The sequence below is a fragment of the Kitasatospora sp. NPDC058444 genome, assembly GCF_042721415.1.
Lineage (GTDB): Bacteria > Actinomycetota > Actinomycetes > Streptomycetales > Streptomycetaceae > Kitasatospora.
The window spans coordinates 62,107-78,225 of record NZ_JBHXLL010000021.1 but is presented as its reverse complement, the minus strand read 5'-3'; the positions used below and the strand labels follow the sequence as shown (position 1 = coordinate 78,225).

Here is a 16,119-nt window from a genome sequence, read left to right as displayed (position 1 = left end):
ACCGCCGCAGCCACGAGCCAGGGCCGGCCGGGAGCAGCACGCTCCCGGCCGGCCCTGCCGCCGTCCGCGGGTCCCCCCACCCCGGTCGGCCGCACCCCGGTCGGTCTACCGATCGCGGTACGGCAGCCCCGCCCAATCGCAGGCACTGCGGCCGGATTCCGTCGAGGCCATCAGCGGCCGCTCCGCCAGGATCTCCCGGGCCCTGGCGGCCGCGAGGTTGGTGGCGTACCAGGGCTTCGGCCCGTCGCCCGGGCCCGGGGCGATCAGCTGCAGCGCACAGCTCCGCTGCGGCTCGGGGAGCCGGTCCAGGGCGGGCACCGCGTCCGCCGAGAGGCGGCGGACGTTACGCAGGTCGATCGCCGCGGTGTGCGGGTCGGTCCGCAGCGCCCGCTCGTACCGGGTGACGTTCTGCTCGGCGACGATCGCGTCCGGGCCCATCAGGCCGTAGACCGCGACGGTGAGCATCCCGCTGAGGACGACGACGCGGGGCAGCCAGCCGGTGCGGCGGGTCAGCCCGGCGGCGATCAGCAGCAGGAAGACCGCGCCCAGCCAGACCTCGACCACCAGTACCCAGAGCCGCAGCCGGGTGAGCCCGGAGGCGTCCACGTAGAACCACATCCGGCCGAGCGCCGAGGCGACCACGGCCAGCGCCAGCAGGCAGAGCAGCCCGAGCAGGATCCGCACGATCCGGCGGTCGGCCTCGGTGGTGCGCGGCGCCCACCGCTTGGCGACCGCCACCACGACCAGCGTCAGCACGGTGATCACGCTCAGCTGCCAGAAGCCCTGCCGGGCGTACTCGGAGCGGCTCATCCCGGTGTTGCTCAGTACGGCGTCCGCGCCGCCGAGCACCACCACGGCCTGGATCGCCGCGAAGGCCCCGAACATCAGGTTGAGCGCGACCAGCGGCAGCGCCCACTCCAGCCGGCGCCGTTCCCGGCCCGGCCTGATCACCGTACGGTCCCAGCGGCGCGGGCCGGCGGCCATGTGCGCGAAGCCCAGCGCGACCACCGCGCCGAGCACGAACAGCAGACCGCGCCCCGGGAGTTGGTCGAGGTCGAGGTCCGGGCTGAGGCTGCCCAGCAGGTCCGCCATGGCGGCGTCGGCGCTGGCGAACAGCAGGCCGAAGACGGTCAGCAGGACGGCGGCGACCGCGAGCGCCTTGAGCACCGGGACGACCCGGTTGCGGCCGGGCAGCGGCCGCCGGTCCATGCTCTCCCAGACCCAGACCGCCGAGGGCACCAGCTGCCACAGGATGCCGGGCAGCGGGAAGAGCACGCCCGCCCAGCGGCGGCCGCCGTGCAGCGCCAGCGAGGCCAGCGCGAGCGCGCCGACGGCGGCCAGCGCCGCGGGCCAGGAGGCGTCGCGCCAGGCCGGAACGGCGAGCAGGGCGAGGGCGAGCAGGCTCCACGCCGCCGTCCAGGGCCGGATCCGGCGGCCGGCCGCCCGGGCGGTGATCCCCGCCCCGACGGCGATGACGGCGCCGAGCACCAGCAGGTTGGGCCCCAGGCCGTCGTAGAGCAGCCAGGCCGCCAGCAGGCCGGTGAGCAGGGCCGCCAGGGCGACCTTCGGGGTGGCCGCCGTCCGACGCTCGGGGTTGCTGTGGCGCAGCCACGCGCCGGCCGAGGGCGCGGGCGCGCCGGGAGTCCGGCCGGGGCCCGGCCGCCCCTGCGGGCCATGCGGGCCATGCGGGCCGGGGCCCGTCGCCGCACGGTACGGGTCGTACGGGTCATATGCCTCGTACGGGTTGTGCGGCGCGGTCGAACCCGGCAGCGCGGTCGAACTCGGCGTCCCGGTCGCCCCCGGCGACTCGACCGAACCCACCGAACCGGGTGAACCGGCCGAGGCGGCCGATGCGGCCGATGCGGCCGATGCGGCCGGATCAGGTGAATCGGACGAGGCGGGCATGGACGGACCTGACATGAGTCCCCCTCAGTGGTCGGCAGGCATGCGGAGACCACCCACCCGTCGGGCGGCCCACCGGCGGGCGCTCTCGACGCCCCGGCCGCTGCCGACTGTAGACCATTCTGAACAGGTTCAAAAGTTGACTCTGAACGCGTTCAGAACCCCCTCACCACCAAGGACTCCCCGCTACCCCTTCACCGACCCGGCCAGCAACCCCCGGACGAAGTACCGCTGGAGGCTGAAGAAGACGATCAGCGGAACGACGATCGACAGGAACGCCCCGGCCGTCAGCAGCTCCCAGCGCCCGCCGAGCGAACCGGACAGCTGCGCCAGCCGCACCGTCATCGGCGCCACCTCCGGCGTGCCGCCCGCGAAGGTCAGCGCCACCAGCAGGTCGTTCCAGACCCACAGGAACTGGAAGATCGCGAACGAGGCCAGCGCCGGGGTGCACAGCGGCAGCACGATCGAACGGAAGATCTTGAAGTGCGAGGCGCCGTCCACCACCGCGGCCTCCATCAGGTCGCGCGGCAGCTGGGCGATGAAGTTGTGCAGCAGGAACACCGCCAGCGGCAGCGCGAACATCGTGTGCGCCAGCCAGACCGGCGCGTAGCTGCCCTTCAGGTCCACCGCCGGGATCAGCGTCAGCGAGCCCAGGTGCGCGCCGCCGGCGAACAGCCGCAGCAGCGGGATCAGCGCCATCTGGAGCGGCACCACCTGGAGCGCGAACACCGTGAAGAAGACCGCGTCGCTCCCCCGGAACCGCACCCAGGCCAGCGCGTACGCCGCCATCGCCGCCAGCGCCAGCGGGAAGACCGTCGCCGGGATGCTGATCGCCAGCGAGTTGACCAGGAAGGGCATCAGGCCGGTGGAGACGCCGGATCCGCCCTCGAACAGCACCGAGTGGTAGTTGCCGAGGCCGAGGTCGGGGTGAAGGAAGGCGTTCCACCAGCCACTGGCGGTCACGTCCTGCTTGGGCCGCAGCGAGGTCACCAGCAGGCCCAGCGTCGGGACCGTCCACAGCACCGTCACGGCGATCACGAACACCGAGGCCAGCGGACTGCTGAAGGCCTTCCGCGCCGGACCCGCCGGACCCATCCGAGCCACCCGACCCGCCGACTTCACCCGCTTCGTCGCCTCCGCCGCCCCCTCCCGGTCCTCCGTCCCGGTCACCGGACCTCACGCTCCTTCCGCAGCTGCAGGATGTTGTAGGCCACCAGCGGCAGCACCGCGAGGAAGAGGAGCACCGCGAGGGCGCTGCCCCGCCCGGAGTTGAACTGCACGAAGGACTGCGAGTACATCTCGTTGGCCAGCACCTGGGTGCCGAAGTTGCCGCCGGTCATGGTGCGGACGATGTCGAAGGCCTTCAGGGTGATGATCATGACGGTGGTCAGCACGACCATCACCGTGGTGCGGATCATCGGCACGGTGACGTACCAGAACAGCCGCACCCCGCTCGCGCCGTCCAGCCGAGCCGCCTCCACGACCTCGTCCGGGATCGCCTTGATCGCCGCCGACAGCACCACCATCGCGAAGCCGGTCTGCACCCAGACCATCACCGCCATCAGCAGGAAGGTGTTCAGCGGCTGCGAGAGCAGCCAGTTCGGCGGATCTTCCCAGCCCACCGCGACGGCGAGTTGGCTGAGCAGGCCGATCTGCGGCTGGCCCGGCCCGCGCGACTCGTAGACGAACTTGAAGATGATCGACGCGCCGACCAGCGAGATCGCCATCGGCATGAAGATCAGCGACTTGTACACCGACTGGCCGCGCATCCGGTCCACCAGCAGCGCCAGCACCAGTCCCAGCCCGGTCGCCACCAGCGGCGCGACCACCAGCCAGAGCAGCGTGTTGACCAGCACCTTCTGCACCGAGTCGGAGGTGAAGGCCCAGCCGAAGTTCTCGCCGCCGACGAACCGGGTGCCGTCGTCGTTCTGGAGGCTGAGGTAGACCGTGCGGACCAGCGGCACGACCAATCCGACGGCCAGCAGCAGCACCGCCGGGCCGAGAAACACAGCGACCGCCAGCGGACGGGCCAGGCGCCCCCGGGCGCGGCCGGCGACCAGGAAGACCATCAGCAGGATGCCGAGGAAGCCCGCGACGGCGCCGAAGGTGTTGCCGAACTTGACCGCCGCGTCGGTCCAGGCGCCGGCGCTCAGACTGCCGACGGCCAGCCTTTCGGCGGCCAACTCGGCGACGGTTGACGGGAATCCGGGTACGGACATGGCTGCGCGTCCCTTCGGGCGTGGTGGGAAGGGGGCGGGCGGTGCGGGTGGGTGGCCCCGCACCGCCCTCGACAGGTGGTCCCGGGTGTGCGCCGGCAGCGGCCCGGCGCCGCAGCACCGCAGCACTGCGGCACCGCGGCGCCGCGGCTACTGCGGCCAGGCGGCGTCGATGTCGGCGGCGGTCTTCTGGATCGACTGCCCCTCGGCGAACCAGGCGGTCAGCGACTTCCACTCCTGCCCGGAGCCCACCGCGGCCGGCATCAGGTCGGAGCCGTCGAAGCGGAAGGTCGCCGACGGGTCGGTCAGCGCCTCGGCCGACAGCTTGTCGATCGGGTCGGTGTACAGGCTCTTGTCCACGCCCTGGTTGGCCGAGACCCAGCCGCTCGCGGTCTTCACCCGGCTGCTCGCCCAGTCCGAGCTGGACAGGTAGTTCTGCACCGCCTGCACCTCGGGCCGGCCGGAGAAGGCCGCCAGGAACTCGCCGCCGCCCTCGACCGGATTGGCGATCGACGGGTTCACCGCGGGCAGGTGGAAGGCGAAGACGTCCCCGTCCGGGCCGACCTTGGTGCCCTTGGGCCACTGCGCCTCGTAGAAGGAGGCCTGCTGGAGCATCAGGCACTTGCCGCTCAGGATCGGGGTTCCCGCGTCCTGGAAGGTGGTGGTGGCGATCGACTTCACGTCACCGAAGCCCGCGTTGACCCAGGCCGGGTTCTGCATCCAGTCGGCGACGGTCTTCATCGCGCCGGTGATCTTCTGGTCGGAGAACTTCACCTGGTGGCCGACCCACTGGTCGTACACCTCGCCGCCGTACGAACCGAGCACCACCTCCTCCAGCCAGTCGGTGGCCGGCCAGCCGGTGGCCGTCCCGGAGGCGATGCCGCCGCACCACGGCCTGGCGCCGCCCGCCTTGGCGATCCTGTCGCTGAGCGCCATCAGGTCGGCCCAGGTCTTGGGCACCTCGTAGCCGCCCGCCTTGAAGGCCTTCGGCGAGTACCAGACCAGGGACTTCATGTTGGCGCTCATCGGGGCCGCGTAGAACGTGCCGTTGACCGAGCCGTACGTCCGCCAGATCGGGCTCCACTTCTCCTGGTTGGCGACGGTCTGGGCGGGCGGCTTCACCACCTTGCCGCTCTTCACCATCTGCGCCAGCAGGCCCGGCTGCGGGATGATCGCGAAGTCCGGGGCATTGCCTCCGGAGACCCGGACCGGCAGCTGGGACTCGAAGTCGTTCGAGCCCTCGTAGCTGATCTTGATCCCGGTGCACTTGCTGAACTCGGCCCAGGACTTCTCCAGGCTGTCCGACTCCGGACTCAGGATCGAGGCGAACATCGTCACGGTGGTACCCGCGTGTCCGGCGTACGGCTGGTACGTGGCGCAGTCACCGGACAGCGACGCGGCCGATCCGCCTCCGCCGCCGCCCGAACCGCCGGAGCTGTTGGAGCAGGCCGCGGTCAGCGCCAGCGCGGACACCAGGGCGGACACGGCGGCCAGACGGCGACGGGAACTCGGGTGCTGCGCGGTCGGGTTGAGGGTCAATGCGGTTCTCCTCGCCAGGGCGTGCTGCCGACGGTGGACTGAACGACATTGCGCTGTACCGGAGACGGGCCCGCAAGGGGATCGCGGGCAGGATCACGGACGGAACCACGGGCTGGATCACGGGCTGGATCGCGAACGGAACCACGGACGGAACCACGGGAGAACGGCGGCCGGACTGATCGAAGACGTTAACGCAGCCGCCGCCCCTCGCCAAGGTCCACGTTCGACCTTCACAACCCGGTGTCCCGACCGTGACCCGCGACCGGGCGACTCCCGGGCCGCCACCGCCGGAAGCCGAAGGCCTCGCCCGGAAACCCGGACGAGGCCCACGACATGACGACTGCTCAGATCGAAAGGGACAGGATCAGAACAGCCGGATCGGCAGCTCCAGCAGGCTGTTCACCACCAGCGACGGGCTCGGCCGCAGCTCCTCGTCCGGCACCGCGAGCGACAGCCCCGGGAAGCGCTCGAACAGTGCGGGCAGCGCGATCCCCGCCTCCAGCCGGGCCAGCGGGGAGCCCGGGCAGACGTGCGGGCCGTGGCCGAAGGACAGGTGCCGGGTCGGGTCCCGGGTGATGTCGAAGACCTCGGCCGTCACCCCGTGCTGGAGCGGGTCACGGCCGATCGCGTTGTACGAGACCAGCACCGGCTCACCGGCCGGGATCACCGCGTCGCCGACCGGGATGTCCTGCGCGGCGAACCGGAACAGGAAGTTGCTGGTCGGCGGGGTCCAGCGGAGCGACTCCTCCACCACCGCGTCCCAGGAGACCCGGCCCGAACGCACCAGCTCCAGCTGGTCCGGGTGGGTCAGCAGCGCCCGCACCGCGTTGCCGATCAGGTTCACCGTGGTCTCGTGACCGGCCGCGATGATCACCCGCAGGGTGGCCGCCGCCTCCGCGTCCGTCAGCGCCCCGCCCTCGGTGTCGGCCGCCAGCAGCACGCTCGCCAGGTCCTCGCCGGGAGCCGAACGGCGCTGCGCCACCAGGCCGTTGACGAAGGCGTTCAGTCCGGCCACGGTCGCCTGGATGCCCTCCGGGTTCGGCCTGATGCCGAAGAACCGCTCGTACAGGTCGCGCAGCAGGCCGTGGTCCGACTCCGGAACGCCCAGCAGCGAGCAGATCACCGTCATCGGCAGCGGGAAGGCGAAGGCCGTCTTGAGGTCCACCACCGGCTCGCCCGCCGCCAGGGCGTCCAGCAGCGCGTGGGTGACCTCCTCGACGCGCGGACGCATCAGCTCCACCCGGCGCGGGGTGAAGGCCTGCGCGACCAGCGCCCGCAGCCGGCGGTGCTCGGCGCCGTCCGTGGTCACCATGCTCGGGCCGGGCACCGCCAGACCGATCAGGGGCCAGGTCTTCGGCACCTCGCCGCGCTGATAGGCCGCCCAGTGCGCGGCGTCCTTCACCAGCCGGGCGTCCGTCAGCAGGTCGCGGGCGGCGGCGTGCTGCGTGACCGCCCAGGCGGCGACCCCTCCGGGCAGCTCGACCGGCACCACCGGGCCGGCGGTCCGCAGCAGCGCGCCCTCGGCCGCGTTGTCACGGGCCAGCGGGTCGAGGACTATTCGGGCCGGGGCAGCGGTCATCGACAACTCTCTTTCGAACGGCGGGTGTTGAATGATCAGGCCGGGTAGCCCGGGGTGAACGAGACCGGCAGTGCCACCAGCCCCCGCACCCAGGCCGACGGCCGCCACACCAGCGCGTGCTCGGCCACCGCCAGCCGCAGGTCCGGCAGCCGGTCGAGCAGCACCTCGATCGCGGTGGTGGCGATCACCTCGGCCGCCTCCTGGGCCGGGAAGGGGCAGCCGTGCTCGCCGTACGAGTAGCTCATGTGCGCCCGGTTCCCCTCCGCCGGGCGGCCGTCCGCCTGCCGGACCGACGGGTCGGCGTTGGCCCCGGCGAAGCCGAGCAGGATCATGTCCCCCTCGCCGATCCGCTGGCCACCCAGCTGGGTGTCCCGGACCGCCCAGCGGCCGGCGAAGATCTGGGTCGGGGTGTCCTCCCAGAGCGCCTCGTTCAGCGCCTGGCTGATGCTGCGGCGGCCACCGGCCAGCGAGGCGGCGAACCGCTCGTCGGTGAGCATCAGCCGCAGCGCGTTGGAGATCCAGTACGAGCTGGGCTGGTGGCCGGCGATCAGCAGCACCCGCAGGTCGCGCATCACCTCGTCGTGGGTCAGCCCGGCCGGGTGCGCCAGCATCCGCGAGGCGACGTCGGCACCCGGGTACTCGGCCTTCTCCTCGACCAGCGCGAGCATCAGCTCCAGCAGCCGCTGGGCGCCGGCCGGCGCGTCCGGGCCGCCGTCCAGCATCGCCAGCAGCGCCGCGATCAGCTGCGGCGCCTGTTCCTCGTCCAGGCCGAGCACCCGGCACAGCACCAGCAGCGGCATCCGGTGCGCGTACTCGGCGACCAGGTCCGCCTCACCGCGCCCGGCGAACCCGTCGATCAGCCGGTCGGCGATCTCCTCGGCGTGTTTGCGCAGCTCGTACGGGTCGGTCCCGGCCAGCGCGTCGGTGACCGCGCGGGAGCGCCGGACGTGCTCCTCGCCCTCGGCGTAGAGGATCGAGGGCACGGGCGCCATCATCGGCTTCAGCGGCCAGTCGGCGGGCAGCGTCTCCCAGGCGTGCCAGCGGCTGGAGTCACGGCCGAACAGCTGCGGCTGGCCGGTCACCTGCTGCAGCTCGCGGTAGCCGATGACCAGCCAGGCGGGCACACCGCCGGCCAGCTCGACCGGGGCGACCGGGCCGTGCGCGGCGCGCAGCTCGCGGTAGAGCTGGGACGGGTCGGTCTGGAAGCGCGGCCCGTACAGCGGCGTGGCGCCGGCGTGCGCCGGGCAGCCCGGGGGCGGGGTGGCGGCGGGCTCGGTCACGGGGTGCTCTCCTCGTAGATCGCGGTGCGGGACCCTGCCGGGGCGGTCTCTTCCACGGCGGCGGTGACCTTTGCGACACTGCCGGTCAGGACCTCGCCGGTCAGGGCTCCGTCGGTCAGGGCCTCGCCGGTCGGGGCTCCGTCGGTCAGCGCCCCCTCGCCGGCCCCGGCCAGGGCGGCCAGGTGGTGGACCAGGGCGATCAGCACCTGCTTGCCGGACTCGCGGTCGCGCGCGTCGCAGTCCACCAGCGGTACCTCGGCCGGCAGGTCCAGCGCCTCGCGGACCTGCTCCAGGGTGTGGCTCGGCTCGCCGAAGTTGTTGCGGGCCACGATGAACGGCGTGCCGTGGTGCTCCAGCCGGTCGATCGCGTACCAGGACTCCTCCAGCCGCCGGGTGTCCACCAGGACGACCGCGCCCAGGGCGCCGCTGAACAGCCGGTCCCAGAGGAACCAGAAGCGCTCCTGTCCGGGCGCGCCGAACAGGTACAGCACCTGGCGCTCGGAGAGGGTGATCCGGCCGAAGTCGAAGGCGACCGTGGTGGAGCGCTTGCCCCAGGCGCCGGCCGGGTCGATGCCCTCGCCCGCCTTGGTCATCACCTCTTCGGTGTTCAGCGGGCGGATCTCGCTGACCGAGCCGACCAGGGTGGTCTTGCCCACCCCGAAGCCGCCGACCACGACGATCTTCAGCGCGTTGTCGGCGGTCGCCCGCAGCGGGGTGCGCGCACCGGCGGGCCGGACCCCGGCGCCGGCCGACCGGACCCCGGCGTCGCCGGCGGCATCCCGCGCATCAGAGCTGTTGGAGGCCATGCAGCACCTGCTTCAGCGTGTCGAGGTCGGGCAGCCGGGCCTTGTTCGGCGCGAACCGGGGGTGGCGGGCGGTGACCGCCCCGGACTCCAGCAGGTCGCCGAGGAGGATCTTCACCACCGAGACGGGCAGCGCCAGCTCCGCCGCCACCTCCACGACGGCGGTCGGGGCCTCGCACATCCCCAGGATCCGGGCGTGCTCCGACTGCATCCCGGGCGCCGGCTGCCGCTCGGCGACGATCAGGGTGACCAGGTCGAAGGCGTTCTCCGGAGCCCGGCTGCGGCCCCGGGTGATGGTGTAGAGGCGGTCCGGATCGTCGTCACGGCCCGGCAGCACCGGCCCGGCATTCATATGCCGGCGCTCTCATGCGCGGCGGCCTCGCCTTCCGCCGACCGGGCGGGCGCGCTGAGGTGGACCCCGATCTGCTCGATCAGGCCGTGCATGTTGTGGCCGACCACGCCGACGTCCGCTTCGTCGTCCGTGACCACCGCGAGGTGCGCGCCCTCACCGGCCGCCACGATGCACAGGATGCCGCCGTGGAACTCGGTCATCGACTGCCGCACGCCGCCGCTGCCGTCGCCGAACTCGATCGAGGCGCCGTGCGCCAGGCTCTGCAGGCCGGAGGCGATGGCGGCCAGCTGGTCGGCCTGGTCGGTGCTCAGCCCGGCGGTGTGGCAGAGCTTGAGGCCGTCGGCGGAGAGAACCAGAGCGTGCCGGGTGCCGGGGGTCGCCGCCAGCAGGTTCTCCAACAGCCAGTCGAGGTCGCGGTCGGTGGCACTGCTCATCAGGTGTCCTTCTCGGTGACGGGGGAAGCGTCGGGCATGGTGTCGGGCTCCGTGGTCGGCGCCCCGGCAGGGGGCTGCTCGGCCCCCGCGGGACGGGCGACGGCCCGGCGGAACGCACCGAACCGGGCGGCCGCACCGGCCGCTTCGGTGCTGACGGTCTTCACGGTCCGGGCCGCCGCGGGGGCGGTGGTGGCCAGCGTCTGCCCGCGCCGGCGCTGCGGCAGGCCGCTGTCGGTCATCCGGGCGGGCGCGGGCGTCGTCGCGTGCCCGGGCGTCGTCGCGGGCGCGGGCGTCGTCGCAGACGTGGTCGCGGGCACAGACGTGGTCGCGGGCGCGGCCGGCAGGGCGGGCGCGGTGACGCTCCGCGTCCCGGCCGGGGTCCACTGCGCGGAGGGCACCGGGGGCAGCGAGGCGGGCGCGGGGCGCGCCGAGGCGAGCGCGGGGCGCGCGGTCTCCGCGGCCGGCGCCTGCGCCGGGATGGACGCCCGGACGGGCGCCGGGGTGGCGGCCGGTGCCGGGTGCGTGACGAGCTGCTGCGGGATCAGCATCACCACGCCGGTGCCGCCGCGTGCCGACGGCCGGAAGGAGATCTGCAGCCCGTGCTTGCGCGCCAGCACGCCGACCACCGCGAGCCCCAGCCGGGTGCCGGCGGAGAGCGTGGTGAGGTCCAGCGGCTCGGCGGAGACGGCCCGCTCGGCCCGGCGCAGCCAGCTGTCGCCCAGACCCAGCCCGCTGTCCTCGACGGTGACCACCAGGCCGGCGGGCACCTCCTCGACGTAGACGTGCACCTCGGCCGGCGGGGCGGAGAAGTTGGTGGCGTTGTCCAGCAGTTCGGCCAGCGCGTGCATCACACCCTCGGCCGCGTACCCGGCGACCGCGGCGCTGCTGGCGTTGTGCAGCCGCACCCGCTGGTAGGCGCCGATCCGGCCGAGCGCACCGCGCAGCACCGACTCCACCGCGATCGGCTTGGCCCAACGGCGGCCCGAGCGGGCGCCGGTGAGCACCGCGATGCTGTCGGCCATCCGGCCCGCCTGGGCGGTCGAGTGGTCCAGGCTCAGCAGGTCGCCGAGGACCTCCTCGTCGTGCCGGTGCTGCATCTCGCGCAGCTCGGCGTGCATGCTCGTGGCCAGCGCCTGGACCCGCCCGGCGGCGGTCGCGCAGACGGCCAGCGCGGCGGCCCGCAGCCGCTCGCCACGGCCGATCTCCTCGCCGACGGCACGCAGCAGCGCGTACTGGGGGTGCTTGCGGTGGGCGGCCAGCGCGCTGTCCACGGCGGCGCCGGCCCGCAGCCTGGTCACCACCTCGGGCAGCACGCCCTCGGCGAGCCGGGCCAGCTCGGCGCGCTCCGACTCGGCCCTGGTCCGCTCGGTCTCCGCCCCGGCCCGCTCGGCGTCGAGTTCGGCCCGCAGCCGGGCCAGCTCGGCGTGCGCGGCGGTGACGTCCGCCTCGGCGCGGACCTGCTCGGCGCGGGCGGCGTCCCGCTCGGCGAGCGCGGCGGCCGCGCGGTCGGCGGCGGCCGTCTCGGCCTGCCGGGCCGTGCCCGCGGCGACCAGCGCGGCCCGGGTCTCCTCGTGCTGCGCGGCCAGGTCGTCGGTCAGCGTGCGGGTGCGCTCGACGCCGGACGCCGCGAGCCCGACGGTGATCAGCCAGAGCACCGTGACGGCGCCCACCGCGAGGGCGGTGAGCGGCTGGTGCGCGCCCAACGCCCGGACGACGCCGACCGGCGCGGCGACCAGCGCCAGCAGCACGGCGGCGGCGGTCAGGGCGACGGTGCGCGGCGCGGGCCGGCGGCGCGATCGGCCGTCGGGGCTGGTGGCTTCTCTCATCGGTGCGGTCCTCGGCAACGTCGGCGGGCGGCGGCGCGGGCGGCGGGTCGGCGACGGTTGCGGCCGCCGACAGCCGGGTCGGGCGCATACGGACCGCCCGGCGACGTGAAGAAACGCCTCCGGGCATCTGATCGGTTCACGCTTTCGGCCGATCATATCGATTCAGACATAGGCCTCAAGCGGCCAGTTGACGGCCAATCTCCTTCCTTCACGCCGTCCACACCACGCCACGACCCCGCCGACGCCCACCCGGTCCCCCACTTCGCCCCCGGTCACGATCTCAGTGGCCGCCGAACCGTCGTTCCAGCGCCTCCTCGAAGGTCCCCCGGCCCACCGCCCGATCCGGCGTCAGATTGCCGCCGGCGCGGAACCCGCGGGCGGCCGCACCCGGTAGGCGCAGCGTCAGCAGGAGCCGGCGCTTGCCCGCCGCCCGCAGGTAGGCCTCGGCCAGCTCCCGGTACGAGCGCACCTGCGGGCCGCCCACCTCCGGCGCGAAACCGGCGGGCTCCTCCCCCGCCAGGTCCGCGACGGCCACCGCCACCTCCCGCACGTCCACCGGCTGGCACGCCGTCCCGCTCAGCACCGGGAAGACCGGCAGCTTCACGGAGGCGTCGAAGAACCTCAGCACCAGGTCGTGGAACTGCGTCGCCCGCAGCACCGTCCAGCCCAACCCCGACTCCCGCACCACCTGTTCACAGCCGAGCTTGGTGGTGTAGTACGCGATCGGGATCCGGTCGATCCCGACGATCGACACGTACACCAGGTGCCGCACCCCGGCCTCCCGGGCCCGGGCCACCAGGGTCCGGACCCCGGCCAGGTCCTCCTTCTTCTGCGTGGTCGCGCAGTCCACCACCACCTCGACCCCGGCCATCGCCTCCGCGATCCCGGCGCCGCTCACCAGGTCCCCGACCACCCATGCGACCCCGTCGCCCCCGTCCCGCACCCGCCGGCTCAACCCCCGCACCGCCACCCCGCGCGCCACCAGCAGCCGCACCACCTCCCGCCCGAGCGTGCCCGTCGCCCCCGTCACCAGCACCGTTCCCATCACCACACCACTCCTTCTCGGAAGGCTCGGAAGAACCCGTCCCCCCTACGGACCGGACACCACCCCCCGGACGTGACATCGGCATTCCCGGGAACGCGAAAAAGCGGGGCGAGGACCGGAAAGGTCCTCGCCCCGCTTCAGGGGGTCACCTCAGGAGGCGACCACCGGGGTCGAGCGTGATCAGCTGCAGCCGCTGGTGGAGCCGCAGCCCTCGCAGAGGTAGCAGCTGCCGGCGCGGCGCATCTTGGTGCCGCAGGAGAAGCAGAGCGGGGCGTCGGCGTTGAGGCCGAGCTGGATCTCCATCAACTCCGTGGAGTTGTGGGCCTGCTTCGGGGCCGCCTTGGGCGCCTCGACGGCCGGGGCCGGGGCGGCGGCCGACTTGGCGGCGACGGGGGCGACCGGGGCGGACTGGGCGAGCGACTCGGTGTCGAGCTCCTCGGCCTCCAGCGGCTCGTACGACCCCGTCTCCAGGTGACGCTGGCGCTCCTCGACGGAGTGGATGCCGAGCGCCGAGCGGGTCTCGAACGGCAGGAAGTCGAGCGCCAGGCGGCGGAAGATGTAGTCGACGATCGACTGGGCCATCCGCACGTCCGGGTCGTCGGTCAGACCGGCCGGCTCGAAGCGCATGTTGGTGAACTTCGAGACGTAGGTCTCCAACGGCACGCCGTACTGGAGGCCGACCGAGACGGCGATGGAGAAGGCGTCCATCATGCCCGCGAGGGTCGAGCCCTGCTTGGACATCTTCAGGAAGACCTCACCGAGGCCGTCGTCCGGGTAGGAGTTGGCGGTCATGTAGCCCTCGGCGCCACCGACCGTGAAGGAGGTGGTGATGCCCGGGCGGCCCTTGGGCAGGCGCTTGCGGACCGGGCGGTACTCGACCACCTTCTCGACCGCGACGGGGGCCTCGGCCTGCTTGGCCTTCTCCTCGGAGTCCTTCTTCTTGGCCGAGAGCGGCTGGCCGACCTTGCAGTTGTCACGGTAGATGGCGAGCGCCTTGACGCCCATCTTCCACGCCTCGAAGTAGATCTCCTCGATCTCCTCGACAGTGGCGGACTCGGGCATGTTCACGGTCTTGGAGATGGCGCCGGAGATCCAGGGCTGGATCGCGGCCATCATCCGCACGTGTCCCATGGCCGAGATGACGCGCTCGCCCATCGCGCAGTCGAACACCTCGTAGTGCTCGGTCTTCAGGCCCGGCGCGTCCACGACGTTGCCGTGCTCGGCGATGTGGGCGACGACCGCCTCGATCTGCTCGTCCTGGTAGCCGAGGCGCTTGAGGGCGCGCGGGACGGTGCCGTTGACGATCTGCATCGAGCCGCCGCCGACCAGCTTCTTGAACTTGACCAGGGCGAGGTCGGGCTCGACGCCGGTGGTGTCGCAGTCCATCATCAGGCCGATGGTGCCGGTCGGGGCGAGCACCGAGGCCTGGGCGTTGCGGAAACCGTTCTGCGCGCCGATGCGCAGCACGTCCTGCCAGGTCTTGTTGGCGGTCAGCCAGACCGGGGCGTCCAGGTCGTCGAAGGAGACGGCGTCCAGCGAGGCGTCGGCGTGCTGCTTCATGACCTGCTGGTGCGGGGCCGCGTTGCGGGCGTAGCCGTCGTACGGGCCGACCACGCCGGCGAGTTCGGCGCCGCGGCGGTAGGCGGTGCCGGTCATCAGCGAGGTGATGGCGCCGGCCAGGGCGCGGCCGCCCTCGCTGTCGTAGGCGTGGCCGGTGGCCATCAGCAGGGCGCCGAGGTTGGCGTAGCCGATGCCGAGCTGGCGGTAGGCGCGGGTGGTCTCGCCGATCTTCTCGGTGGGGAAGTCCGCGAAGCAGATGGAGATGTCCATCGCGGTGATGACGAGCTCGACGACCTTGGCGAAGGTCGCCGCGTCGAAGGTGTCGTCGTCGCGCAGGAACTTCATCAGGTTCAGCGAGGCGAGGTTGCAGCTGGAGTTGTCCAGGTGCATGTACTCGGAGCAGGGGTTGGACGCGTTGATGCGGCCGGACTCCGGGCAGGTGTGCCAGTGGTTGATGGTGGTGTCGTACTGGATGCCGGGGTCGGCGCAGGCCCAGGCGGCCTCGGCCATCTTGCGGAACAGCTTCTTCGCGTCGACGGTCTCGATGACCTCGCCGGTCATCCGGGCGCGCAGGCCGAATTCGGTGCCGTTCTCGACGGCGGTCATGAATTCGTCGTTGACGCGGACCGAGTTGTTGGCGTTCTGGTACTGGACGGAGGTGATGTCGTCCCCGCCGAGGTCCATGTCGAAGCCCGCGTCGCGCAGGGCGCGGATCTTCTCCTCCTCCTTCACCTTGGTCTCGATGAAGGCCTCGACGTCCGGGTGGTCCACGTCGAGCACGACCATCTTGGCCGCGCGGCGGGTGGCGCCACCGGACTTGATGGTGCCGGCCGAGGCGTCGGCGCCGCGCATGAAGGAGACCGGGCCGGAGGCGTTGCCGCCGGAGGAGAGCAGCTCCTTGGAGGAGCGGATCCGGGAGAGGTTGAGGCCGGCGCCGGAGCCGCCCTTGAAGATCATGCCCTCTTCCTTGTACCAGTCGAGGATCGACTCCATGGAGTCGTCGACGGACAGGATGAAGCAGGCGCTGACCTGCTGGGGCTGCTTGGTGCCGACGTTGAACCAGACCGGCGAGTTGAAGCTGAACACCTGGTGGAGGAGGGCGTGGGTCAGCTCGTGCTCGAAGATCTCGGCGTCGTCCTTGGAGGCGAAGTAGCCGTGCTTCTCGCCGGCGGCGCGGTAGGTGAGCACCACGCGGTCGATGATCTGCTTCAGGCTCCACTCGCGCTGCGGGGTGCCGACGGCGCCGCGGAAGTACTTGGACGTGACGATGTTGACGGCGTTGACCGACCAGAAGTCGGGGAACTCGACGCCGCGCTGCTCGAAGTTGATGGAGCCGTCGCGCCAGTTGGTCATGACGACATCGCGCCGCTCCCAGCGGACCTCGTCGTACGGGTGCACGCCAGGGGTGGTGTAGATGCGCTCCATCCGGAGACCGCCCTTCGGGGCCTTGGCGCCCTTGGCCGCGGCCTTCTCGGACTTCGACCCGCGCGCGGAACCGCTCGTGGTGTCTGTCACTTCTCGCTCCTCCTCCTGGGCAAACGCCCGAAGTGCCCTGAAAAGTCCGGGCACTGCTGGTTCGTTCT

At 72.5% G+C, this 16,119-nt stretch carries 12 protein-coding genes; all 12 read right to left on the bottom strand.

The window, feature by feature from the left end; translation table 11 throughout:
- Nucleotides 1-105: 105 nt before the first annotated feature.
- Nucleotides 106-1,821, bottom strand: coding sequence for a DUF4153 domain-containing protein (locus tag ACFWP2_RS22325; RefSeq protein WP_380454020.1), 1,716 nt, complete (start codon nt 1,819-1,821; stop codon nt 106-108).
- 267 nt (nt 1,822-2,088) lie between these two features.
- Nucleotides 2,089-3,072 carry a carbohydrate ABC transporter permease gene (locus ACFWP2_RS22320; RefSeq protein ID WP_380454018.1) on the bottom strand — a complete coding sequence of 328 codons (984 nt, stop codon included), beginning with the start codon at nt 3,070-3,072 and terminating at the stop codon, nt 2,089-2,091.
- Nucleotides 3,069-4,121, bottom strand: coding sequence for a carbohydrate ABC transporter permease (locus tag ACFWP2_RS22315; protein WP_380454016.1), 1,053 nt, complete (start codon nt 4,119-4,121; stop codon nt 3,069-3,071). The genes ACFWP2_RS22320 and ACFWP2_RS22315 overlap by 4 nt, the downstream gene beginning before the upstream one ends.
- A 147-nt stretch (nt 4,122-4,268) precedes the next feature.
- A complete protein-coding gene (locus ACFWP2_RS22310) occupies nt 4,269-5,657 on the bottom strand; it encodes an ABC transporter substrate-binding protein (protein WP_380454014.1) in 1,389 nt (462 codons plus the stop codon).
- A 364-nt stretch (nt 5,658-6,021) separates the two neighbouring features.
- A complete protein-coding gene (locus tag ACFWP2_RS22305; protein ID WP_380454012.1) occupies nt 6,022-7,236 on the bottom strand; it encodes a cytochrome P450 in 1,215 nt (404 codons plus the stop codon).
- Between the two features lie 35 nt (nt 7,237-7,271).
- On the bottom strand, nt 7,272-8,516 hold the full coding sequence (locus ACFWP2_RS22300; RefSeq protein ID WP_380454010.1) for a cytochrome P450: 1,245 nt from the start codon (nt 8,514-8,516) through the stop codon (nt 7,272-7,274).
- A complete protein-coding gene (locus ACFWP2_RS22295) occupies nt 8,513-9,322 on the bottom strand; it encodes an ATP/GTP-binding protein (protein WP_380454008.1) in 810 nt (269 codons plus the stop codon). Before ACFWP2_RS22295 ends, ACFWP2_RS22300 begins: the two co-directional genes overlap by 4 nt.
- Nucleotides 9,303-9,671 (bottom strand): DUF742 domain-containing protein, encoded by a 369-nt coding sequence (locus tag ACFWP2_RS22290; RefSeq protein WP_380454006.1) that lies wholly within the window; start codon nt 9,669-9,671, stop codon nt 9,303-9,305. Before ACFWP2_RS22290 ends, ACFWP2_RS22295 begins: the two co-directional genes overlap by 20 nt.
- Complete coding sequence (locus ACFWP2_RS22285) at nt 9,668-10,105, bottom strand: roadblock/LC7 domain-containing protein (RefSeq protein WP_380454004.1); 438 nt, start codon at nt 10,103-10,105, stop codon at nt 9,668-9,670. The genes ACFWP2_RS22290 and ACFWP2_RS22285 overlap by 4 nt, the downstream gene beginning before the upstream one ends.
- A complete protein-coding gene (locus tag ACFWP2_RS22280) occupies nt 10,105-11,931 on the bottom strand; it encodes a sensor histidine kinase (protein ID WP_380454002.1) in 1,827 nt (608 codons plus the stop codon). Before ACFWP2_RS22280 ends, ACFWP2_RS22285 begins: the two co-directional genes overlap by 1 nt.
- Before the next feature lie 280 nt (nt 11,932-12,211).
- On the bottom strand, nt 12,212-12,976 hold the full coding sequence (locus tag ACFWP2_RS22275; RefSeq protein WP_380454000.1) for an SDR family oxidoreductase: 765 nt from the start codon (nt 12,974-12,976) through the stop codon (nt 12,212-12,214).
- Between the two features lie 180 nt (nt 12,977-13,156).
- Nucleotides 13,157-16,051 (bottom strand): vitamin B12-dependent ribonucleotide reductase, encoded by a 2,895-nt coding sequence (locus ACFWP2_RS22270; RefSeq protein WP_380453998.1) that lies wholly within the window; start codon nt 16,049-16,051, stop codon nt 13,157-13,159.
- Nucleotides 16,052-16,119 lie beyond the last annotated feature (68 nt).